The organism is Dokdonella aquatica, from assembly GCF_051987395.1.
In the GTDB taxonomy this organism is placed as follows: Bacteria; Pseudomonadota; Gammaproteobacteria; order Xanthomonadales; family Rhodanobacteraceae; genus Dokdonella.
On the sequence record NZ_CP197094.1, the window covers coordinates 2,833,691 to 2,851,241 of the forward strand.

11 protein-coding genes are annotated in these 17,551 nt (G+C 72.1%); all 11 read left to right on the forward strand.

From position 1 onward, the window contains the following. The first annotated feature begins 266 nt into the window (after nucleotides 1-266). Nucleotides 267-2,699 carry an ABC transporter permease gene (locus tag ACQQ2N_RS12725; RefSeq protein ID WP_440221948.1) on the forward strand — a complete coding sequence of 811 codons (2,433 nt, stop codon included), beginning with the start codon at nucleotides 267-269 and terminating at the stop codon, nucleotides 2,697-2,699. 170 nt (nucleotides 2,700-2,869) lie between these two features. Next, nucleotides 2,870-5,263: an FtsX-like permease family protein gene (locus tag ACQQ2N_RS12730; RefSeq protein WP_440221949.1), complete on the forward strand. Its 2,394-nt coding sequence runs from the start codon at nucleotides 2,870-2,872 to the stop codon at nucleotides 5,261-5,263. A 27-nt stretch (nucleotides 5,264-5,290) separates the two neighbouring features. Beyond that, nucleotides 5,291-7,726 (forward strand): ABC transporter permease, encoded by a 2,436-nt coding sequence (locus ACQQ2N_RS12735; RefSeq protein WP_440221950.1) that lies wholly within the window; start codon nucleotides 5,291-5,293, stop codon nucleotides 7,724-7,726. Nucleotides 7,727-7,787: 61 nt separating this feature from the next. Continuing rightward, complete coding sequence (locus ACQQ2N_RS12740) at nucleotides 7,788-8,453, forward strand: ABC transporter ATP-binding protein (protein WP_440221951.1); 666 nt, start codon at nucleotides 7,788-7,790, stop codon at nucleotides 8,451-8,453. 97 nt (nucleotides 8,454-8,550) lie between these two features. Beyond that, nucleotides 8,551-9,969 (forward strand): sigma-54-dependent transcriptional regulator, encoded by a 1,419-nt coding sequence (locus ACQQ2N_RS12745; RefSeq protein WP_440221952.1) that lies wholly within the window; start codon nucleotides 8,551-8,553, stop codon nucleotides 9,967-9,969. A 56-nt stretch (nucleotides 9,970-10,025) separates the two neighbouring features. Next, nucleotides 10,026-10,505, forward strand: a complete 480-nt coding sequence (locus ACQQ2N_RS12750; RefSeq protein ID WP_440221953.1) for a hypothetical protein — start codon at nucleotides 10,026-10,028, stop codon at nucleotides 10,503-10,505. Between the two features lie 35 nt (nucleotides 10,506-10,540). Further along, nucleotides 10,541-11,893, forward strand: a complete 1,353-nt coding sequence (locus ACQQ2N_RS12755; protein ID WP_440221954.1) for a sensor histidine kinase — start codon at nucleotides 10,541-10,543, stop codon at nucleotides 11,891-11,893. Further along, nucleotides 11,890-13,203, forward strand: a complete 1,314-nt coding sequence (locus ACQQ2N_RS12760) for a hypothetical protein (protein ID WP_440221955.1) — start codon at nucleotides 11,890-11,892, stop codon at nucleotides 13,201-13,203. The genes ACQQ2N_RS12755 and ACQQ2N_RS12760 overlap by 4 nt, the downstream gene beginning before the upstream one ends. Next, nucleotides 13,200-13,874 (forward strand): DUF2238 domain-containing protein, encoded by a 675-nt coding sequence (locus ACQQ2N_RS12765; RefSeq protein ID WP_440221956.1) that lies wholly within the window; start codon nucleotides 13,200-13,202, stop codon nucleotides 13,872-13,874. The genes ACQQ2N_RS12760 and ACQQ2N_RS12765 overlap by 4 nt, the downstream gene beginning before the upstream one ends. 60 nt (nucleotides 13,875-13,934) lie before the next feature. Next, a complete protein-coding gene (locus ACQQ2N_RS12770; RefSeq protein WP_440221957.1) occupies nucleotides 13,935-14,540 on the forward strand; it encodes an ECF-type sigma factor in 606 nt (201 codons plus the stop codon). A gap of 69 nt (nucleotides 14,541-14,609) precedes the next feature. After that, nucleotides 14,610-17,510, forward strand: a complete 2,901-nt coding sequence (locus ACQQ2N_RS12775) for a protein kinase domain-containing protein (RefSeq protein WP_440221958.1) — start codon at nucleotides 14,610-14,612, stop codon at nucleotides 17,508-17,510. The last annotated feature ends 41 nt before the right edge of the window (nucleotides 17,511-17,551 follow it).

The window sequence follows — 17,551 nt, forward strand, 5'->3', positions numbered from 1 at the left end:
TTGGCGCGACCCTTGCTGTGTGCATCCGGGTCGCTCCTTCGCGGGCATGTCCCCACCGGCTTGCCGAACCGTCGTGTCGCCTGGAGAACCGCAACGATGGATGTCTCGATGAACAAGCCGGAAGTCGCGAGACGCGAGCGCCGCTCGTCGGCGCGGGTTCTTCGGTTCGTCATTCGCGAGCGTGTCCGCGATCGCATTTCCGGCCCGCCATGCGTTGCATGTCGACCCCATGGTGGCCTTGCGCCCCGCATGAACAGGACCCCCCGATGATCCACGACATCCGCTTCGCCCTGCGCGCGCTCGCGCGATCGCCCGGATTCACCGCGACGAGCGTGCTCATGCTCGCGGTCGGCATCGGCCTGTGCATCTACATGTTCGGGGCGATCAATGCGTTCGCGCTCAAGCCGCTGCCGTTCGCCGACGCCGACCGCCTCGTGCACTTCGAGTACACCGAAGCGCGCGAGCCCTCGCGCAACATCGCGCTCGCGCAGCTCGACTGGCTCGACCTGCGCGAGCGCCAGCAGGTGCTCGACACGCTCGCCGCGTACGCGCAGGGCACGGCCAATCTCGGCGGCATCGAGGGCGCGCCCGAGCGGCTCGCCGGTGCGTTCGTGAGCGCGGAGGTCATGCCGGCGCTCGGCGTGCGCCCGCAGCTCGGTCGCGGCATCGAGGCCGCCGACACCGCGGCCGGTGCGCCACGTGTCGCGCTGATCGGCCATCGCGTGTGGCAGCTGCGCTTCAACGCCGATCCCGCCGTGATCGGTCGGCAGGTCCGCGTCAACGGCGAGGCGACGACGGTGATCGGTGTCATGCCCGAGAACTTCGGCTTCCCGGTCGCCGAGGCGATGTGGCTGCCGCTGTCGAGCGACCGCACGGTCGCCGCGTCCGATGCGGCGATGCGCGTGAAGACGTTCGGACGCCTGCGCGAAGGCGTCACGCTTCCCCAGGCCTCGCAGGCGTTCGATGCGCTCATGCTCGGCCTCGCCGCCGAACGTGGTGTGCCGCTGCGTGGCGATCGCGCCAAGCTCGAGCCGTTCGCCCACGAGTTCATCATGCCGCAGATCCGCGATGCCACGGCCGCGATGTTCGTGGTCGTGCTCATGGTGCTGCTGATCGCCTGCGCGAACGTCGCGAGCCTCGTGCTCGCGCGCTTCGCTGCACGGGCACGCGAGCTGGGCATCCGTTCCGCGCTCGGCGCGAGCCGGCGCAGACTGGTCGTGCAGGTGCTCGCCGAGACCATCGTGGTCGCGATGCTCGCGACGGTACTCGGCTACACCGGTGCCGACGTCGCCGCACGCGTGTTCGATGCCTCCATGTCGGCCGACAGCCAGCTGCCGTACTGGATCGATTTCTCGCTCGACATGCGCGACCTCGCGTTCTGCGCCGGCATCGCGCTCGCCTCGGCGCTGCTTGCCGGACTGGTGCCTGCGCTGCGCGCGGGCCGCGTCGACGTGCAGGCCAGCCTGCGCGACGGCTCGGGCGGAAGCCTCGGTGGCGGCAGGCGGCGCGGACGCTTCCTGGTCGGCGCCGAGGTCGCGCTGTGCGTGGTGCTGCTGGTCTGCGCGGGCATCGCCGTGCGCAGTGCGCTGCACGCCCAGGAGACCGAACTCGGAGTGCGCACCGACGACGTGCTGACCGGACGTATCGCGCTGTTCGAATCGACCTACCCGGATGCGGCGTCGCGCACGCGCTTCGTCGAGGCGCTGCAGGCGCGCTTCGCGGCGCTGCCGGGCGTGCAGCGCGCAGGCTTCGCGAGCACGCTGCCGCTCATGGGCTACGAGCGCCAGGAGTATGCGCGTGTCGGCGATGTCGTCGCGGAAGGCGAGCGCCGCCCGCAGGCCTGGGCCTCGAGCATCGACGACGGCTTCCTCGCGACGTTCGGCATCGCGCTGCGCGAAGGTCGCGTGTTCGACGCGCGCGACACGGCGCAGTCGCCGCGCGTCGCGATCGTCAGCGCGTCGTTCGCCGCCGCGGCGTGGCCGGGCCAGTCCGCGCTCGGCCAGCGCGTGCAGCTGTCGCCGAAGTCGTCGGGCAGTCCATGGCTCGAGGTGGTCGGCGTCGTCGCCGACAGCTCGCAGGCCGACTACGTGCAGTCGGGCGCGAGCGCCGCGTACCGTGGCGACGGCAACGTGTTCCGCCCGCTCGCGCAGGAGCCGCCCGCGTTCGTGAGCTTCGCGCTGCACACGACGGGCGACCAGGCGGCCCTCTCGCAGGCCGTGCGCGATGCGGTGCGTGCTGTGGACGCCGATCTTCCGGTCTACTGGCTGCAGCCGATGTCCGAATGGCGCCGCAGCATCTTCTGGGGCGCCGAGCTGCTCGCCAACATGTTCACCGCCTTCGCCGCGTTCGCGGTGCTGCTCGCCGCGGCCGGCATCTACGCCGTGCTCGCGTTCGACGTCGCGGCGCGCACGCGCGAGATCGGCGTGCGCCGCGCGCTCGGCGCCTCGGCACGCAGCGTGCTCGCGATGGTCGTGCGTCGCGGTGCCGTGCAGGTCGCGGTGGGCATCGCGGTGGGCGTGCCGCTCGCGTTCGTGTTCGCGCGCGTGCTCGACACGATGATGTTCCCGGGGTCGCGTGCCGATCCGCTCGTCTACGTCGTCGTGGTGGCCGTGCTCGCGCTCGCTGTGGCCGCGGCGACGCTGCTGCCGGCGCGCCGCGCGCTGCGCGTCGATCCGATGGTGGCGTTGCGGCAGGAGTAACGCTGTCCGGGCGCGCACGAGGCGGTGTCCGGTTCCGGACGCCGCCCGGGCCCGGTGCGGCATGCAGGCGGCCGCGAAGCGCGCCACGATGCGGTCCGCTGGCGCTGGCACGGTCCCTGCTGAACGACCCTCATGCGGTGTCTTGCGCGCCGCCCCAACGGAGATCCCGCATGCACGCGTTGGCCTCGTGGCGCCGTCCGTTCCGCTCGCCGCTGTTCGCGCTGACCGTCATCGTGCTCGTCGCCGCGGTCGTCGCGGTCAATGCGACCGCGTTCTCGGCGATCCACGCGCTGCGCTGGAAGGCCTTGCCGTATCCGGAGGCCGATCGCCTCGTGAACCTCAAGGCCGATCTCTCGAAGTTCGGCTTCACGGTCGGCCTCACCGACCGCCTGCGTCGCGCGGTGCCCGGCGACGGTGCGCAGATCACGGCCGCACTCGGCTACACGGTTGGCCAGCAGCTGCGCCAGGACGACAGCGGTCAACGCTGGCGCATCGCCCGCGTCAGCGACGGGTTCGGCGAGGTGCTCGGCGTCGCGCCTGCGATGGGCCGGCTGTTCGCGCCCGACGAGATGGTCGAGGGCCGTGACGACGCCGTGGTGATCTCGCACGCCGCGTGGCAGTCGCGCTTCACGGGCGATGCCGAGGTCGTCGGCCGCAAGCTGCGCATTGGCAACGACAGGTACACGGTGGTCGGCGTGATGCCCGAAGGCTTCGTGTTCCCGACCGCGTCGGTCGACGCCTGGCGCCCGTATGCGATGACCACACGCGAGCGCGAGCAGTCCGAGGCCGGCAACGTCGGTTCGCTCGACGTGGTCGCGAGGCTCGCGCCGGGCGTCTCGCCCGGACAGGCGCGCGATCGCCTGCAGGCGGTGTTCCTTTCCGATGGCAGTGCCAAGGGCCTGCTCGATAACGCGGGACTCAAGGCCGAGGTCGAGCCGATCCGCGACGCGTTCGCGGCCTCGCATTGGCGCGCGCTCGCGCTGCTTCAGCTCGCGGCGATCGTGCTGCTCGTGGTCGTCGCGGCCAACCTCGTCAACCTCAACCTCGATCGCCTGCTCGCACGCTCGCGCGAGTTCCAGATCCGCCGCGCGATCGGTGCCGACACGCGTGCGATCACGCGCGGCATCGCCGCCGACCTCGCTCCGCCGATCGTCGCGGGCCTCGTGCTCGGGCTCGTGCTGACGCCGTTCGGGCTCGGCCTCGCGAGTCGCCACGGCCTGATGCCGACGGACCTTCCGCAAGGCACGGGATTCGGCATCGCGGCGATCGTCGCGGGTGTCGTCGTCGCGGTCGTCGCGCTCGCCAGCGGCACGCTCGCGGCATTGCTGTCGCAACGCGCGGCAGCGCTGTCGTCGCGTGGCAGCGCGTCGGGCCTCGGGCGCGTGCGTCCGGCGATGATCATCGCCCAGGTCATGCTCACGACGGCGCTGCTCGGCGGTGCCGGCCTGCTGCTGCGCAGTGCGGCCAACCTGATGGCGACCGAGCGCGGCTTCGACGCGACCGGCGTGGTGCTGACCGCGGTCGATCCGGTCGGCGTCAGCATCAGCGGGCGTGCGTTCGATCCCGCCGTCGACGGGCCGCGCTACACGCCATTCGTCGAGACCCTGCGTGCCGACGTCGCTGCGCTGCCCGGCGTGCGCGCGGTCGCGATCGCGTCGGCACCGCCTTTCAGCCAGTGGGAGATGGTCTCGAACATGCGCCCGACCGGCACCGACGACAACGTGCAGGCACGCGCACGCAAGGTCGGGCCGGGCTTCTTCAACGCGCTCGGCGTCGGCCTCGTCGCCGGGCGCGAGTTCGAGCGTTCCGATCCGGCCAGCGGCGGCCCCGTCATCGTTGACGAGCTGTGGGCGCGCCGCCACCTCGCCGGCCGCGATCCGCTCACCGCGTCGGTCGACGTGCCGACCGGCGGCGAGACGACGCGCACCGCGCCGATCGTCGGGGTCGTGCGCAGCGTCAAGCACGAGCGCCTCGACGAAGCCGAGAATCTGCCGACCGTGTACGAGGTCGCCGAGGCGCCGCTGCCGGTGTTCTGGCTCGTCACGCGCGTCGACGGTGACGCGGCCGCGTTCACCGAGGTGGTGCGTCAGCGCGTGCTCGCGCTCGCGCCGCAGGCCGACATAGGCGTCAACCGTGCACTCGCCGATCTGGTCGCGTCGTCGATCGCCGCGCAGCGTGCGTTGCTCGGCGCACTCGCCACGTTCGCGGGCGTCACGCTGCTGCTCGCCGCGCTCGGCCTCGCCGCCGTGCTGAGCTTCGCGATCCGCCGCCGAACCGCCGAGCTCGGCGTGCGCATGGCGGTCGGTGCGACGCCGTCGCGCGTGCGCAACCTCGTGCTCGGACAAGGCGGGCGCCTGATCGCGTCCGGAGCGCTGCTCGGCCTCGCCGTCGGCGTGCCGCTCGCGCGCGTGCTCGGCGACCGCCTGTACGGTGTCGCCTTCACGGACCCGCTGACCTGGCTCGCCGCCGCCGCGGTGGTCGCCGGCGTCGCGCTCGTCGCGTGCTGGTGGCCGGCCCATCGTGCCGCCGCGACCGATCCGGTCGTCGCGCTGCGCAGCGAATGACAGGATGATCGCGAGCAAGGATTCCGCATGAACCTCTTCGCCGACCTCGCCCCGATCCTGCGCCGCCTGTGGCGCGAACCCGCGTATGCCGCGACCGTGGTGCTGCTGCTCGGCATCGCGCTGGCCGCCAACGGCGGCGTGTTCGCGGTGCTCTACGGCCTGCTCTACAAGCCGTTGCCGTTCCCGCACGAGGATCGCCTCGTCACGGTGAGCGCGCGCTTCATGGGCATCGACGGCGGCGTGTCGCTGCCGCTGCTCGACGCGATCGCCCGCGACGCGAAAGGCCTCGACGGCGTCGCCGGTTTCCAGGCGAAGCACGTCGACGTCGGCGACGCGACGAACGCGCAGGCTGCCTCGATCGAGATCGCACGCGTGCAGCCGCAGCTGTTCACGCTGCTCGGCGCGCAGGCCGCGGCGGGTCGGCTGTTCGAGGCCGAGGATGCACGCGAAGGCGCGGCACGCAGCGTCGTGCTCGGCTGGGACACGTGGCAGCAGCGCTACGGCGGCGCCGCCGACACGATCGGCCGCACGATCGACCTCGACGGCGAGACCTACCGCATCGTCGGCGTGCTGCCGCGTGGCTTCGCCTTCCCCGAGCGCAGCATCCAGGCATGGACACCGTTCGTGATCGGTGCGAGCGATCTCGCCGAATCGAAAGCCGGCAGTTTCGGCGACACCTACGCGATCGCGAGGCTCGCGGTCGGCGCCGACCGCGTCGCGGTGCGTCACGATGTCGAGGCGGTCGCGCGTGCGCTGCCGGGATTGCAGCGCGCCTTCGACGAACCGGGGCGCTTCGCGATGGAGGTCGGTGCGCTGCGCGACGTGTGGATCGGCGAGCACGTGCCCGCGCTGCGCCTCATGCTGCTCGCGGTCGGCCTCGTGCTGCTCGTGACCGCGGCCAACCTGTGCAACCTCGCCATCGCGCGCGCCACCGCGCGGCGCCACGCGATCGCCGTCCAGCAGGCGCTCGGAGCAGGGCGTTCGCGCCAGGTCGCGCAGGCGGCCGGCGAGGCGTTCGCGCTGTGCACACTCGCGGCGGGCCTCGCGCTCGCCCTGCTGCCCGGCGTGCTGATGCTGCTCGCGGGCTTCGAACTGCTGCCGGTCGATGCACCGCAGGCGATCGGCATCGACGTGCCGACGGTCGCCTTGCTGCTCGGGCTGGCCTTCTCGGCCGCGCTCGCGATCACGTTCGCGAGCCTCGGCTCGCAGCGTGGCCTGCAGTCCGCGCTCGGCCAGTCGGGTCGCCGCCAGACGGCTGGCCGCGGCGCGCAGCGCGTGCGCCAGGGGCTCATCGTCGGCCAGATCGCGCTGACCGCGGCACTGCTGGTCGGCATCGGCCTGCTGCTGCGCAGCTCGCAGCACCTGCTCGCCGAAGACGTCGGCTTCGACCGCGAAAACCTCGTGCATGCCGGGCTCGGCTCGCTGGGCGGACGCGGCGTCGACGACGCCACGCGCATCGCGCGCGTCGCCGCACTCGTCGACGCGGCACGCGCGATGCCCGGCGTCATCGCCGCGGGCGTCGGCAGCCAGGTGCCGTTCGGGGACAACGTCAACCTGTCGAGCTTCCAGCCGCCCGGTGCCGCGATCGACGGCAGCCGGTCGCCGAACGCCTACGATGCGCGCGTCGATGCCGGCTACTTCGCCGCGCTCGGCATGCCGATCCTGCGTGGCCGTGCCTTCGGCGACGACGAGGCACGCGGCCAGTCACCCGTCGCGATCGTCGACGAGGGCTTCGTACGCCGCTATTCGCCGGATCGTGATCCGCTCGGCCGCACGTTCCTGCTCGAGCGCCCGCCGCTGCCCGACGGCACCGCGCAGGCGCCGCTCGAACTCACGATCGTCGGCGTCGTCGCGACGACCAAGCGCCGCGGCCTCGACGAGTCCGACGACTATGCGACGATCTACCGCCCGCAGGCCGCGCCGTTGTCGGGTGCGCTGCTCGTGCGCAGCTCCGCGTCGCCCGACACGCTGGTCGCACCGTTGCGTGACCTCTTCACGCGCATCGCGCCGGACGGCTCGCCGGGACAGATCATCGCGATGCACCACCGCATCGCCGCGACGCTCGCGGAGCGCGACCGTCTCAACGCGCTGCTGCAGGGACTCGGCACGATCGCGCTGGCACTCGCCGTGCTCGGCCTCTACGCGGTGCTCGCCTACGCCGTGCGCATGCGCGAGGCCGAGTTCGGCGTGCGCATGGCGCTCGGCGCCGATGCGCGACGCATCCTGCGCGGCGTGCTCGCGCAAGGCCTCGCGCTGGTCGGCCTCGGCCTGCTCGTGGGCGTGCCGCTCGTCGTCGTCGCGACGCGTCTGGTCGCCGCGCGCCTGCACGGCGTCGCCGCCTACGACGCGGTCACGCTCGCGGGTGTCGCCGCGGTACTCGGCACGGTCGCGCTGGCGGCATGCTGGCTGCCCGCACGCCGCGCCGCGCGTGTCGATCCGATCGCTGCGCTGCGCAACGAATGAGCCGCGCACCGCACGGCGCGCGGACCCGCCCGAGGGCGGAATCCTTCACGATGGAGTCACCATGATCACGCTCGAGAACGTCGAAAAATCCTTCCCGCTGGCCGGCGGTCGCAGCTGGGTGCTGCGCAACGTCAACCTCGCCATCGCCGACGGCGAGTTCGTCAGCATCATGGGGCCGTCCGGTGCGGGCAAGAGCTCGCTGCTCAACGTGCTCGGCCTCATGGACCACGACTGGCAGGGCGGCTATTCGCTCGACGGCACCGCGGTCGCGCCGCTCAACGCGAAGCAGCGCCAGGCCCTGCAGCGCGACAAGATCGGCTTCATCTTCCAGCACTACCACCTCATCGACGACCTGAAGGTGTGGGAGAACCTCGACCTGCCGCTGCAGTACCGCGACGTGCCGGCCAAGGAGCGCGCCGCGCAGGTCGCCGACCTGCTCGACCGTTTCAACATCGTCGGCAAGAAGGACCTCTTCCCGAACCAGCTGTCGGGTGGCCAGCAGCAGCTCGTCGCGGTCGCGCGCGCGGTGATCACCAAGCCGCGCCTGCTGCTCGCCGACGAGCCGACCGGTGCGCTGCATTCGACCCAGGCACGCATCATCATGGACCTGCTGCACGAGCTGCACCGCGGCGGCATGACGATCGTGCAGGTCACCCACAACGAGGATTACGCGGCCGAGGCGCAGCGCATCGTGCGCCTGCGCGACGGCTGGATCGAGGGCACGTGAGCATGCCGGGGTTGAGGCGCGTGCCGCGGCACGCGATGCTGTCGCGATCCCGCGCACGCCGCTGCGCCGTGCGTCCGCTGCGAACGGAGTATTGAACGTGTCACGAGACAAACCCCGCATCCTCGTCGCCGACGACCAGCGCGACGTGCGCGAGGCGCTGCGCCTGCTGCTCAAGAGCGAAGGCTGGGACTGCGCGACGGTCGACGGTCCGGCGACCGCGCTCGAGGCCGTGCGCAAGGAGCGCTACGACGTCGCCCTGATCGACCTCAACTACACGCGCGATACCACCTCGGGCGCCGAAGGCCTCGAGCTGCTGCGCGACCTGCGCAAGCTCGATGCCGAGCTGCCCGTCGTGGTCATGACCGCGTGGGGCACGATCAACGTCGCGGTCGAGGCGATGCGCCACGGTGCCGGCGACTTCATCGAGAAGCCCTGGGACAACCAGCGCCTCATGAGCGTGCTCGGCAACCAGCTCGCGCTCGGTCGCGCGCAGCGTCGCGAGCAACGCCTCAGCGCCGAGAACGCGCTGCTGCGCGGCGACGCGGGCGAGGGTTTCATCGCCGAGTCGCGCGCCATGCGCCAGCTGCTCGAGACGCTGCGCCGCGTCGCGCCGTCGGATGCGAACGTGCTGATCCTCGGCGAGAACGGTACCGGCAAGGGCGTCATCGCACGCTTGCTGCACGAGGCCTCGCGGCGCCGCGAGGCGACGTTCGTCAAGGTCAACATGGGCGGTATCCCCGAGAGCGTGTTCGAGGCCGAGATGTTCGGCCACGTGCGCGGCGCGTTCACCGACGCCAAGACCGACCGCATCGGCCGCTTCGAGCTCGCCGACGGCGGCAGCCTGTTCCTCGACGAGATCGCCAACATCCCGCTCGCCCAGCAGCCCAAGCTGCTGCGCGTGCTCGAGGACGGCGAGCTCGAGCGCGTCGGCTCGTCGCGCACGCTCAAGGTCGACGTGCGCCTCGTCTCGGCGACCAACGCCGACCTCGCCGGCGACGTCGCACGCGGCGCGTTCCGCAAGGACCTGCTGTTCCGCCTCAACACGGTCGAGCTGCGCCTGCCGCCGCTGCGCGAGCGCGGCGAGGACATCCCGCTGCTTGCCGAATCGTTCCTCGCGCGGTTCGCGAAGCGTTACCAGCGCGACGGCGTGCGCTTCGCGCCGTCGGCGAGCGCGGCGCTCGCGGCCTACACGTGGCCCGGCAACGTGCGCGAGCTGTCGCATGCGATCGAACGTGCCGTGCTCATGAGCGCCGGCGACGTGCTCGACGCCGCGGCACTCAACCTCGACGCGGGCGCGGTCGCGGTCGGCGCCGGAGCACTGGCGCCCTCCGCACCGATGACCGCGGCGTCCACGGCCGGCGGGCCGCTCACGGTCGACCAGGCCGAGGAGCAGCTCGTGCGCCAGGCGCTCGACCAGACCGGCGGCAACATCCAGCGCGCCGCGGCACTGCTCGGCCTGAGCCGCCCGGCGCTGTACCGGCGCATGGAGAAGTACGGCATCGCGTCCGGCGCGTGACAGCTTCCGTCACCGCGCTGCGTCCTCGTTCGCGACCCCACCGAACGAGGGCGCCGATGGGCGCACGTCTTTCCGCTCCGACGGCACCCCGGCGCTACCGCTGGGGCGCCTACCGCATCGACGTCGCAGCCCGGCTGCTGACCTTCGACGGCGTGCCGATCGCGCTCGCCGACGACGCGTTCGCGGTGATCGCCTGCCTCGTCGCGCGGCGTGGCGCGACGGTCGACGTGGCCGGGCTCGCACGGGCGATCGATCCGGCACGCTCGGTGGCGGCCCCGCGCGTGCACGCCGCGGTGCGTGCCGCACGCCGTGCGCTCAACGACCGCACGCGCCCGCCCGGTGTGATCCTCGGCGCGCCGGCCAGCGGTTACGCCTGGGGCGTGCCGGTGCGTCGTGAGCGGCCACGTGCCGTCGTTCTCCATGCGAGTGCCGACGAGGCTCCGACCGATGCGACCGCGCGTGAGGCGTACGAGGCCGGTGCGGCCTTCGGTGCCGCGCTCGTGCTCGCCGCGGCAGCCTGGTTCGCGTGGCCGTGACGCGTCATCCGCGCACGCCGGCTATGCTTGGCGGCATGGCGTCCACGCGTCCCGTCGTCCGATCCGAATCCGCCGCCACGCGGCTGACCTACGAGGCCCGCCTGCTCGCGGGCGCCCTGCTCGTCGCGTTGCCGGCGCTGCTCGCGCTCGGCATCGTGCTGTGGCGCGACGAGACCACGCACGACTATGCCCCCGCGCTCGTCGGCGGCGTCGTGCTGCTGACCCTCGTGCTCGCGTTCGAGCTGCGCCGGCGTGCCGTGTATCCGCTGCGCACCCTGTCCAACCTGCTCGAGGCGCTGCGCGAGGGCGATTACAGCCTGCGCGGCTCGCGCGCGCGCCGCGGCGACGCGATCGGCGAGGTCGTCGTCGAGATCAACACCTTGTCGCAGACGCTGCGCGAGCAGCGCCTCGCGCTCGAGGAGAAGAGCGCGCTGCTGGCCAAGGTCATCGCCGCGCTCGACATCGCCGTGCTCGCGTTCGATGCCGACGGTTTCCTCAAGCTCGCCAACCCGGCCGCCGAGCGCCTGCTCGGTGCGCCGTTCATCAAGCTCAACGGCCGTTCCGCGAAGGCGCTCGGTCTCGACGACTGGCTCGGTGCTGGTGGCTCGCCGATCCGCGAGCGCAGCTTCGCGGGCGGCAGCGGTCGCTGGGACGTACGCCGCGCGACGTTCCGCGAGGACGGTCGTCCGCACGAGCTGCTCGTGATCACCGACCTCAGCCGTGCGCTGCGCGAGGAGGAACGCCTCGCCTGGCAGCGCCTGCTGCGCGTGCTCGGCCACGAACTCAACAACTCGCTCGCGCCGATCCGTTCGATGGCCGCGACGCTGGCCAAGCTGCTCGCGGTCGAGCCGCCGCCCGAAGACCTGCGCGAGGATGCGACGAGCGCGCTCGAGGTCATCGGTGATCGCGCCGAGGCTCTCGCGCGCTTCATGGCACGCTACACCGCGTTCGCGCGGCTGCCGCCGCCGAGCCCGCGCACGTTCGCGTTCGGCGAGCTCGCGCGCCGCGTCGCCCACCTCGAGCAGCGCCTCGCGGTGCGCGTCGACGCCGGCGAGGACCTCGTGCTCGAGGCCGATCCGGACCAGATCGAGCAGGCGCTCATCAACCTCGTCAAGAACGCCGCCGACGCGGCGCTGTCGACCGGCGGCGGCGTGCGCCTGCGCTGGCATCGTCGCGGTGACTGCCTCGACATCGAGATCCTCGACGAAGGCCCGGGCCTGCCGCCGAGCGAGAACCTGTTCGTGCCGTTCTTCACGACCAAGCCCGGCGGCTCGGGCATCGGCCTCGTGCTCGCGCGGCAGATCGCCGAGGCGCACGGCGGTTCCCTGACACTCGAGAACCGCGACGACACGCGTGGCTGCATCGCCTGCATGAGGCTTCCGGCATGACCGCATCGAACCGGCTCGCGGCGACGCTCGCCATGGGCTCCGCGCTGGCGTTCACGTCGGCCGTAGCCGCGCCCGCGGCTTCCGTGGACGCCTCGTCGCATGTCACTGCCGATGCGGCGCTCGCACGCTGGTGCACCGCATTGCGCCTGCGCGTCGACGTGTTCCCGGGCGACGGGCCGCTGCTGCTGCGCAGCTACGACGCGCCAGCCGAGGGAGTCGGCGAGCCCGCACTCGCGACAGCGGCGTTCACCTACGACAACGCGCTCGCCGTCATGGCACTGCTCGCCTGCGACGCCCCCGCGCAGGCGCGCCGCATCGGTGAAGCGCTGCGTCTCGCCGCAAACGCGACGCGCGACGGTCAGCCGCAGCGCCTGCGCAATACCTACCGTGCAGGCCCGGTGCGCGAGTCGCCGCTGCCGAACGGCTGGTGGGACGACGCGTCGCAGCGCTGGGTCGAGGATGCGTACCAGGTCGGCACCGCGACCGGCAACGTCGCATGGGCCGGCCTTGCGCTCGCGGCACTCGGCCATGCGGACGCCTCGTCGCCGTGGTCGTCGGCGGCGACGCGCCTCGCGGGCTGGGCCGTCGAGCACACACGCGACACGCGTGGCGACGGCGGCTTCGCGGGCGGCCTGCACGGCTTCGACGATGCGCCGCAACGGCTCGCGTGGAAGTCGACCGAGCACAACGTCGACCTGGTCGCGCTGTTCGATGCACTCGATGCCGCGGGCGACGCGGCATGGCGGACGCCACGTGCCGAAGCATGGCGTTTCGTCGAGGCCCAATGGCAGACCGCCGAAGGACATTTCCTCACCGGCACGCTGCCCGATGGCGTGACACCGAACCATGCGACCTCCGGTCTCGATGCGCAGCTGTGGCCGCTGCTGCTGCGCGAGCCGCCGGCCGACTGGCGGCGCACACTGGCTTGGGCCGAAAAAGCGCACGGCGTCGACGGCGGCTTCGATTTCAACAACGACCGCGACGGCGTGTGGATCGAAGGTACGGCGCAGGCCGCGCTCGTGTACCGAGTGCTCGGTGACGATGCCAAGGCACGTCGCGCCCTCGCGCTCGTCGCCGAGGCGACCAGTCCCGGCGGCTTCGTGTACGCGACGCGCGAGGCGAGCCTGACGACCGGGCTCGCGATCGGCCCCGACAGCACGACGGCCGATTTCCTCTACTACCGACGTCCGCATCTCGGTGCGACCGCGTGGGCGATCCTCGCGGCGACGGGTTCGAATCCGTTCGCGTTGCGTGTTCCTACATCGGCGGCCCGCGAAGGCGCGCCTTCGAACGGACGGGACGCACGATGAGCACGGCGGCCTTCGCGCTGCCGCAACCCGCCTCCCGCGCGACGCTGCCGTTCACGCTGCTTGCCATATTCGCGATCGTCTTAGTCGCGCTCGGCCTCTCGCCGGCCATACGCGAGGACTGGCTGCTCGAGAATGCGCTCGTCGTGGTCGCGCTGGCCTGGCTTGCATGGGGGTGGCGACACCAGCGCCTGTCGAACGGTGCCTACGTGCTGCTGTTCGCGTTCGCGCTGTTCCACGAGGTCGGCGCGCACTACCAGTATTCCGACGTGCCCTACGATGCGTGGTTCGCGGCGGTGAGCGGCGGCCGCTCGCTCGACGCGATGCTCGGCTTCGAACGCAACCACTATGACCGCCTCGTGCATTTTCTCTATGGCCTGCTGCTGACGCCGGTCGCGGCCGAGGTGATCCTGCGCCGCGTGGCGATGCCGCCGGCCTGGCGCTTCGTGCTGCCGGTCACGTTCATGATGTCGCATGCGCTGGTCTACGAACTCGTCGAGTGGGCCGCCGCGAGCGTGTTCTCGGAAGGCCTCGGCGAGGCCTATCTCGGCACCCAGGGCGACACCTGGGACGCGCAGAAGGACATGGCACTGGCGACGCTCGGCTCGCTGATCGTCCACCCGCTGTGGCTGTGGCGCCGCGGACATGCCACAGGCGGTCGTGGCCGCCGCTGAGACGCGTCCCGCGCCGGGCGCCGCCGCAGGTATGATCGCGGCTTCGGCGGGGAGTCGCGCATGGCGGAAATCACCGAACTGATCGGCCTGGCCCGCGACGGCGACCGCCATGCGTCCGAGCGCCTGTTCGCCGCGCTGTACGCCGAGCTCAAGCGCGTCGCGCGTGGCCAGCTCGCCGGTGGCGACGCGCCGCTGCACGCTACCTCGCTCGTGCACGAGGCCTACATGAAGCTCGCGCGCGGCGCCGAGGTCGCGGTACGCGACCGCGAGCATTTCTACGCGATCGCCGCACGCGTGATGCGCCAGATCATCATCGACCACGTGCGCGCACGCGATGCCCAGCGTCGCGGTGCCGGCGTGCGCCCCGAGGCGCTCGACAGCCACGCGTTCGCGGTCGCGGCCGAGGAGCGTGGCGACGACGTGCTCGCGCTCGATGCCGCGCTGGAGTCGCTCGCGGCGATGGATCCCGCGCTCGCGCGGCTCGTCGAGCTGCGCTTCTACGCAGGACTCGAACTCGACGAGATCGCCGCGCTGGTCGGTCGCTCGGAGCGCTCGCTCAAGCGCGACTGGCGGCGTGCGCGTGCCTATCTGTATGCGGAGGTCGGCGATGCCGCCGGAGCGCGCATCGCACCGGCCGATGGCCCCGCCGACGACCATCCTGCGTGATCGATGAGGTCCGGCCTCGCCGGACGCATCGCTTCACCCTTGTTTCCGCCACGTCGACACGAGCGCGCGATGACACCTGCCGATCCCGGACGCTGGAGCGAACTCGCCGACCTCTTCGACGAGCTCAGCGAGCTCGATGCAGACGAGCGCGCGAGCCGGCTCGAGTCGCTGCGCGGGCGAGACGCCGCGCTCGCGGCGAAGGTCGAGGCGATGCTGGTCGCGGACGCGGCGACGCAAGGCCTGCTCGAAAGGCCTGTCGATGCGCCTGGCGGTGCCGGGTCCGCCCCGGCTTGGGAGACGCGTGCCGGCGCCGACATCGGGCGCTATCGGCTCGTCGCACCGCTCGGCAGCGGCGGCATGGGCGAGGTCTGGCGTGCCGTGCGTGCCGACGGCGCATTCGATCACGACGTCGCGATCAAGCTGCTCAAGCGCGGCATGGACACGCAGGCGATCCTGCGCCGCTTCCTGCAGGAACGCGCGATCCTCGCGCGGCTGCAGCACCCGCGCATCGTGCGCCTGCTCGACGGCGGCATGAGCACGGACGGTCGGCCGTACTACGTCATGGAGCACGTCGCCGGCGAGCCCGTGACCGCGCACGCCTCGCGGCTCGGCCTCGACGTGCGTGCGCGCGTCGAGCTCGTCGTGGCGATCGCCGAGGCGGTCGGTTACGCGCACGCGCAGCTCGTCGTGCATCGCGACATCAAGCCCTCGAACGTGCTCGTCGATGCCGACGGCGAGCCGCACCTGCTCGACTTCGGTATCGCCAAACTGCTCGAAGACAGCAGTGCGGACACCTTGACCGAGACCGGCGTGCGCGTGCTGTCGCCGGCCTATGCCGCACCCGAGCAGATCCTCGGCGAGCCGGTCGGAACCGCCACCGACGTCTACGCCCTCGGTGTGCTGCTGTACGAGCTGCTGACCGGACGCCTGCCGCACCGGCGCGCGTCGCGTGATCCCCACGTGCTCGCGGCGACGCTCGACGACGAGTCGGTCGAGAAGCCGAGCGCGGTGGTCGCGCGCGACACGGCGACGACGATCTACGCCGTGAACGATCGCACGCGGGCTTCGCGCGAGATCGCGGGTGACCTCGATCTGGTCACGGCGGTCGCGATGCGACGCGAGCCTGCCCGCCGCTACGCGACCGTCGCGGCGTTCGCCGACGATCTGCGGCGCTGGCTCGATGGCCTCCCGATCGCCGTGCGCGGTGACGGGGCGCGCTACCGCATGGGCCGCTTCGTGCGGCGCCACCGCGTCGGTGTCGCCGCGGCCGTCGCGATCGTGCTCGCACTGGTCGCCGGCCTCGGTGTCGCGCTGTGGCAGGCCGGTGTCGCGCACGAGGCGGCGATGCGCGCCGATGCCGACCGCGACCTCGCGCGTCAGCAGCTCGCGCGTGCCGAACGCGTCAAGGAGTTCGTGCTGACGCTGTTCCGCGAACAGGATCCGGCGAGCCGTGCCAGGGTGCTCGCACGCACGCCGCCCGAGCTGATCCGCGACGGCATCGCACAGGTCGACGACACGCTGGCCGGCGATCCCGCGCTGCGGGCCGAACTGTTGCGCGACCTCGGCGAGATCCAGTCCAGCCTCGGCGAGCGTGAGGCGGCCGTCGCGACGCTCGAGCGGGCATGGACGCTGCAGAAGTCGCTCGAAGGGGACCACACCGCAGCGACCGCCGAGGCGCACGCCGCCTATGCGATGGCCGTGCTTGCCGCCGGCGACGGCAAGGCCGCGGAGCCGTTGCTGCGCGATGCGCTGGAGGATCTTCGCGCGACACGTGGCCCCGACCATCCGAAGACGCTCGCGGCCGCGATGGCGCTCGCGCGCATCGATCTCGTGCAAGGCCGCTACGACGATGCGCTCGCATCGATCCGGCACGCGCTCGACGTAAGCATCGCGACACTCGGCGAGCAGCATGTCGAGGTCGCCTCGCGCCTGTACCTGCTCGGTGTCGCCGAGGGCATGATGTCGCGCTACGACGATGGCGTGGCGACGCTGCGCAAGGCGCTCGCGATCGTCGAGGCACGGCTCGGCGCGGACCATGTGCGCACGATCCAGTTCCACACCCAGCTGGGTGACCTGCTGCGCTTCCAGCGCCGCTTCGACGAATCGCTCGTTCACGTCGACGCGGCGCTGCGCATCGCGCGTGCGCAGCTGCCGGCCGGCCATCCGATCATCGGCAGCATGCTCATGCGGCGCGGCGAACAGCTGCGCCGGCTCGGTCGTTTCGACGAGGCCGAGGCACCGTTCGCCGAAGCGGCCACGCTGCTCGGCGATGCGCCCACGCCCGAGCTCGCGCAGCTGCAGCAGGCGCGCGCGCAGCTCGCGATCTCGCAGGGCCGTTTCCCGCTCGCGATCGATCATCTGCGCGGCTGCGTCGCGACGTTCCGCGCGACCACCGGCGAGAGTTCGCACACCTGGCTCGCGACGTTGCTCATGGTCGATGCCATGACCTCGGCAGGGCGTCTCGACGACGCCGAGCGGCTCGGCGCGGAGTCGCTCGCCGCGATCGCGCGCATCGCGGGTCCGGACTCCTACGAACGCACGTTCGCGGCAGGCGTGATCGCGCGCCTGCGCTACGAGCAGGGGCGTTTCGCCGATGCCGTGCCGCTGCACCGCGAGGGTATCGCGTTCCTGTCGAAACTCTACGGCGACGACCATTTCGACACCGCGCAGGAACGCGTGATGCTCGCGCGTGCGCTCGTCGCGGTGGGCGATGCCGCCGGTCTCGACGAGGCCGATGCGCTGCTCGCGCAGGCACAGCCGGTCGTCGAGGCCGCGCAGCGGCCCGGCATGCAGGCCGAGATCCGGCTCGTGCGCGCGCAAGCCCACCTGCTGCGTCGCGAGCCCGCCGAGGCGCGCCGCGAGCTCGATCTCGCCGCCGCGGACGCGACACGTGAGGCCTCCACACGGGCGAGCCTCGAGCGCCGCATCGCCGTGACGCGGCGTCGCGCGGGCATGCCTCCTGTCACTTGATCGCCCCGGCCCGCTCGCGTATCACCGGTCGTTCGATCAAT